The sequence below is a fragment of the Roseiarcus sp. genome, assembly GCF_052145395.1.
Lineage (GTDB): Bacteria > Pseudomonadota > Alphaproteobacteria > Rhizobiales > Beijerinckiaceae > Roseiarcus.
On sequence record NZ_JBKQOT010000835.1, the window covers coordinates 1 to 4699 of the forward strand.

5 protein-coding genes and 1 pseudogene are annotated in these 4699 nt (G+C 69.4%); all 6 read left to right on the forward strand.

The window, feature by feature from the left end; genetic code table 11:
* Positions 1–757 (forward strand): acetylglutamate kinase (gene argB / locus ACLP25_RS29085; protein ID WP_442472575.1); only part of this gene is annotated, 757 nt, incomplete at its 5' end.
* 84 nt (positions 758–841) lie between these two features.
* Complete coding sequence (tsaB, locus tag ACLP25_RS29090) at positions 842–1531, forward strand: tRNA (adenosine(37)-N6)-threonylcarbamoyltransferase complex dimerization subunit type 1 TsaB (protein WP_442472576.1); 690 nt, start codon at positions 842–844, stop codon at positions 1529–1531.
* A 7-nt stretch (positions 1532–1538) separates the two neighbouring features.
* Positions 1539–2021, forward strand: a complete 483-nt coding sequence (rimI, locus tag ACLP25_RS29095; RefSeq protein ID WP_442472577.1) for a ribosomal protein S18-alanine N-acetyltransferase — start codon at positions 1539–1541, stop codon at positions 2019–2021.
* A complete protein-coding gene (locus tag ACLP25_RS29100) occupies positions 2018–2884 on the forward strand; it encodes a lysophospholipid acyltransferase family protein (RefSeq protein WP_442472578.1) in 867 nt (288 codons plus the stop codon). Before rimI ends, ACLP25_RS29100 begins: the two co-directional genes overlap by 4 nt.
* A 27-nt stretch (positions 2885–2911) precedes the next feature.
* Positions 2912–4321: a tRNA (N6-isopentenyl adenosine(37)-C2)-methylthiotransferase MiaB gene (gene miaB / locus ACLP25_RS29105; RefSeq protein WP_442472579.1), complete on the forward strand. Its 1410-nt coding sequence runs from the start codon at positions 2912–2914 to the stop codon at positions 4319–4321.
* A 67-nt stretch (positions 4322–4388) separates the two neighbouring features.
* Positions 4389–4699, forward strand: a pseudogene (locus tag ACLP25_RS29110) (PhoH family protein); the annotation flags it as partial.

Below are 4699 nucleotides of genomic sequence, written 5' to 3' on the forward strand. Positions count from 1 at the left end.
GGCGCGCGACTTCGCCAAGGACATGGTGCTCCTCGAGCAGTCCGGCATCAATCCGGTGGTGGTCCATGGCGGCGGACCGCAAATCGGCTCGATGCTGAAGAAGCTCGGCATCGAATCGCAGTTCTCCGGGGGCTTAAGGGTCACCGACAAGCCGACCATCGAGATCGTGGAAATGGTCCTCGCCGGCTCGATCAACAAGTCGATCGTCGGCTCGATCAACGCCGAGGGCGGCCGCGCGGTCGGTCTTTGCGGCAAGGACGGCAACATGGTCATCGCCCGCAAGGTGCACCGTCCCCACGGCGCCAGTCCGGACGAGGACGTCGTCGACCTCGGCTTCGTCGGGGAGCCCGACAAGATCGACATGACGGTGCTCGAACAGATCCTCGGGCGCGAGCTGATCCCCGTCCTGGCTCCGGTGGCTCAGGGCGCTGACGGCCAGACCTATAACGTCAACGCCGACACGTTCGCCGGCGCGATCGCCGGCGCGCTCGGGGCCAAGCGCCTGTTGTTCCTCACCGACGTGCCGGGCGTGCTCGACAAGGACAAGAACCTGATCAAGGAGCTCAAGGTCGACGACATCCGGGGCCTGATCGCCGATGGCACGATCACCGGCGGCATGATCCCCAAGGTCGAGACCTGCATTTACGCGCTCGAGCGCGGCGTCGAGGGCGTGGTCATCCTCGACGGCAAGATTCCGCACGCGGTGCTGATCAAGCTTCTCACCGACCAGGGTTCCGGAACGCTGATCACGCGATGAGGCGAGAGGGCGGCCCAAGGCCGCCGAGTGAGGGGGAGCCGGCGCCTGCGAATTTCCTGCCGTTCCAAGTCACAAAGGTAATCGATGCGCATCCTCGCCATCGACACGTCCTGCGGCGCGGCCTCGGTCGCTGTCGTCGAGACCGGGCGGATTGAGCCGCTCGCGATTGTCAGCCGCGCGATGGCGCGCGGCCACGCGGAGGCGCTCGCCCCGATGGTCGAGGAGGTCGCTCGCGGCATCGAGGGCGGCCTCCCGTCGATCGGCCGGATCGCGGTGACGGTCGGTCCCGGCTCGTTCACGGGCATCCGGGTCGGGCTCGCGCTCGCCCGCGCCATGGGACTGGCGCTCGGCATCCCGGTGGTCGGAGTGTCGACCCTGGTCGCCTTCGCCGCGCCGCTGCTCAGCGAACCTCGGCCGGGGATCATCGCGGCGGCCATCGACGCCCGGCACGGGTCGGTCTACTTCCAGCTGTTCGAGCCGTCCGGCCGACCGCTCGGTCCGCCCCGCTGCGACACACTGCGCGAGTGCGTGCGCGGCATCGGCGCCGGGCCGGCGCTGCTGGCCGGCGACGCGGTCGAACTCGTCGCCGCCGAAGCGCACCGCGCGGGCCTGCCCTACGACCTCGCGGCGGCGGCCGCGGCGCCCGAAATTTTGGCGGTCGCCCGGATCGGACTGGCTCTCGATCCCGCGCACAATCCCGCTCGCCCGCTCTACGTCAAGCCGCCGGACGCGCGGCCGAACCCGGCCGAGCCGATCGCCCGGACGTCCGCCTGAGGGGTCTATGATTTTCGGTTTCGGCGGCCGATGGTCCGCGCCGGTGGTCCGGCCTCTGCGAAGCGACAAGGCGGACGCTTGCGCCCGCCTGCACGCCGCCGGCTTCGCCCATCCGTGGTCGGCCGAGGAGGTCGCCCAGCTCATCGCCGACAGCGCGACCTTGGCGGCGGCTGCGCTCGATCCGGTCAACGGCGCCTTGCGCGGCTTCGCGCTCGCGCGTCTGGCCGCCGACGAAGCCGAGATCCTGACCATCGCGGTGGAGGCGGCGTGGCGAGGTCGGGGCGTCGGGCGAGCCTTGCTCGCCGAGACCCTGCGGCGCGCCGCGAACGCGGGCGCCCGGGCGATGTTCCTCGAGGTCGACGAGGACAACGCGGCGGCGATCGCGCTCTATCGTCGTCTCGGCTTCATGAAAGTCGGCGAACGTCCAGGCTATTATCGCCGCAAGGACGGCTCGCGGGCCCTCGCGGTCGTGATGCGGAGGAGCCTATGAGTCTGGCCGCGACCGCCAAACCTGTCGCCCCGCCGCTCGCGGCGAGCACTTGCGTTCGCTTTGCGGGTCTCGTGCTCGCGCTCGCGGGCTTCGTCGTCGTCTTCGGGCCGCCGCGGCGCCTCGCCCAGCGCCTCGGCTGGCGCCTTGGAGAGCGGATCCCGGTCCTGTTCCAGCGCCTGCTCTGCGCGGGGCTCGGCGTGACGGTTCGCCAGCATGGCGAACTCGTCGCCGAGGGCAGCCGGCTGATCGTCGCCAACCATGTCTCCTGGCTGGATATTCCCGTCATGGGCGCGCTCGCGCCGATGAGCTTCCTCGCCAAGAAGGAGATCGGCGAGCATCCCCTCGGGCGCGAACTCGTCGCCATGCAAGGGGTCGTCTATGTCGACCGCGGACGCCGCCGCTGCATCCCCGGCGTCAACGCCAGAATGGCCGAAACGATGCGCGCCGGTTCGCCGGTCCTGCTGTTCGCCGAGGCGACGACCGGGGACGGCAACCGCCTGATGCGCTTCCGCTCGTCGCATTTCGAGGCGATCCGGCTGGCGGCGATGTCCGGCAACGAGAGTCCCGCGCTCATTCAGCCCGTCTATCTCCACTATTCGCGTCTGGGCGGCTTGCCCATGGCCCGTTTCGTGCGGCCGAGGGTCGCCTGGTACGGCGACATGACCTTCATGCCGCATTTCTATCGCTTCGCGGGCGGCGGCGGCGCGACCTGCGACGTCTACTGCGGCGAACCGATCCGCGTGACGCCGGACATGCACCGCAAGACGGCCGCCCGCCTCACCGAAGCGGCAGTGCGGCGTCTCGCCGCGGAAGCTCGCGCCGTGCGGCCGTCGGGTATTCTCGCCGGCCCGGAAAGCGCCTAAATAGGGGTGTGCCCCTGGAGACTCTCATTGTCCGAATCGACTGTGTTTGACGCCGCGCGCCGCGACGCTGCGAACGGAACGGAGAAAGCCCCGCGCGCGTTCATCAAGTCCTTCGGCTGCCAGATGAACGTCTACGACTCGCAGCGCATGGCCGATCTGGCCGCGGTCGAGGGTTACAGGGAGGCGGCGAGCGCCGAAGACGCGGACCTGATCGTCCTCAACACCTGCCACATCCGGGAACGGGCGTCGGAAAAGATCTATTCCGAGCTCGGCAAGCTGCGCGAGCTGAAGGAAGAGCGCAAGCGCGGCGGCCGCCGCACGACGCTGGTGGTGGCGGGCTGCCTCGCCCAGGCCGAGGGCGGCGAGATCCTGCGCCGCCAGCCGGCGGTGGACGTGGTCGTCGGCCCCCAGAGCTATCATCGCCTGCCGGAGTTGTTGCGCGAGGCCGAATCTCGGACGGGAGTGATCGACACCGATTTTCCCGCCGAGGACAAGTTCGCGCGTCTTCCGGCGAGCGCCCCCGGCGCCGTGGCGCGGCGCGGGGTCGCCGCCTTCGTCACCGTTCAGGAGGGCTGCGACAAGTTCTGCTCCTTCTGCGTCGTGCCCTACACGCGCGGCGCCGAGATCTCGCGCCCGGTCGCCGCCATTCTCGAGGAGATTGGCTGGCTCGTCCGCGCCGGCGTTCGTGAGGTCATGCTGATCGGCCAGAACGTCAACGCCTACCGCGGGGTCGATCCGGCCGGGCGGCCGGTGGGGCTTGCCGGCCTGATCGCCGCCGCGGCCGCGGTCCCAGAGGTGGCGCGGGTGCGCTACGCCACCTCGCACCCCAACGACATGAGCGATGACCTGATCGCCGCGCACCGAGACGTCGAGGCGCTCGCGCCCTATCTCCACCTTCCCGTCCAGTCGGGCTCCGACCGCATTCTGGCGTCGATGAACCGGCGTCACCGCGCCGCGGACTATCTCGCCATCGTCGCGCGCGTGCGCGCGGCGCGGCCGGACGTGGCGTTGTCGTCGGACTTCATCGTTGGCTATCCGGGCGAGACCGAGGCGGACTTCGAGGCGACGCTCGACCTCGTGCGAGCCGTCGGCTTCGCCTCGTCGTTCGCCTTCAAATATTCCGCCCGGCCGGGAACGCCGGCGGCGGAGATGGGCGGACAGGTCGACGAAGGCGTCAAGTCTTCGCGGCTGGCCGCTTTGCAGGCGCTGCTCGAAGACCAGCGGCAGGCCTTCAACCGGGCCTGCGTGGGGCGGCGCCTCGCGGTCCTGTTCGAAAAGCCCGGCCGGCGCGAGGGCCAGGTGATCGGCCGTTCGCCCTATATGCAGGCGGTGTTCGCCGAAGGTCCTCTGGCGCTCATCGGCGAGATGGCGGATGTCGAGAACGTCGGCGTCGGCCCCAATTCGCTGCGTGGCCGCATTGTCTCGCCGGCGTCGTAAAAACAGGATTTGATCCCAAGTGCAGGATGATTCGAACCGAGAACCAGAGCCAAGGGAGAGTATCGATTTGAAGCCACAGGATTCGTCGCCGTCGCGCATCGCCGCCGCCCCGCCCACGCCGAACGCGACGCTTCGTGAGTCCAAGGCTGCCGAAATCTCGATCGCCTTTCCCGACAACGCGGCCGCTTCCGTGGTCTTCGGCCATTACGACCAGAACATCGCTCGCATCGAGCGCTCGCTCGGCGTTTCGGCCTACGCGAACGGCAACCAGATCGTCATCAAGGGACCGAAAGTCGCGAGCGAGCAGGCCCGGCGCGTGTTCGAGCTGCTGTACGAGCGGGTCAAGATGGGCCAGCCGGCGAGCGAGGGCGACGTCGA

Coding starts and splice junctions, on each gene's coding strand:
- tsaB (WP_442472576.1), top strand. CDS start 842: ATGCGCATCCTCGCCATCGACACGTCCTGCGGCGCGGCCTCGGTCGCT.
- rimI (WP_442472577.1), top strand. CDS start 1,539: ATGATTTTCGGTTTCGGCGGCCGATGGTCCGCGCCGGTGGTCCGGCCT.
- ACLP25_RS29100 (WP_442472578.1), top strand. CDS start 2,018: ATGAGTCTGGCCGCGACCGCCAAACCTGTCGCCCCGCCGCTCGCGGCG.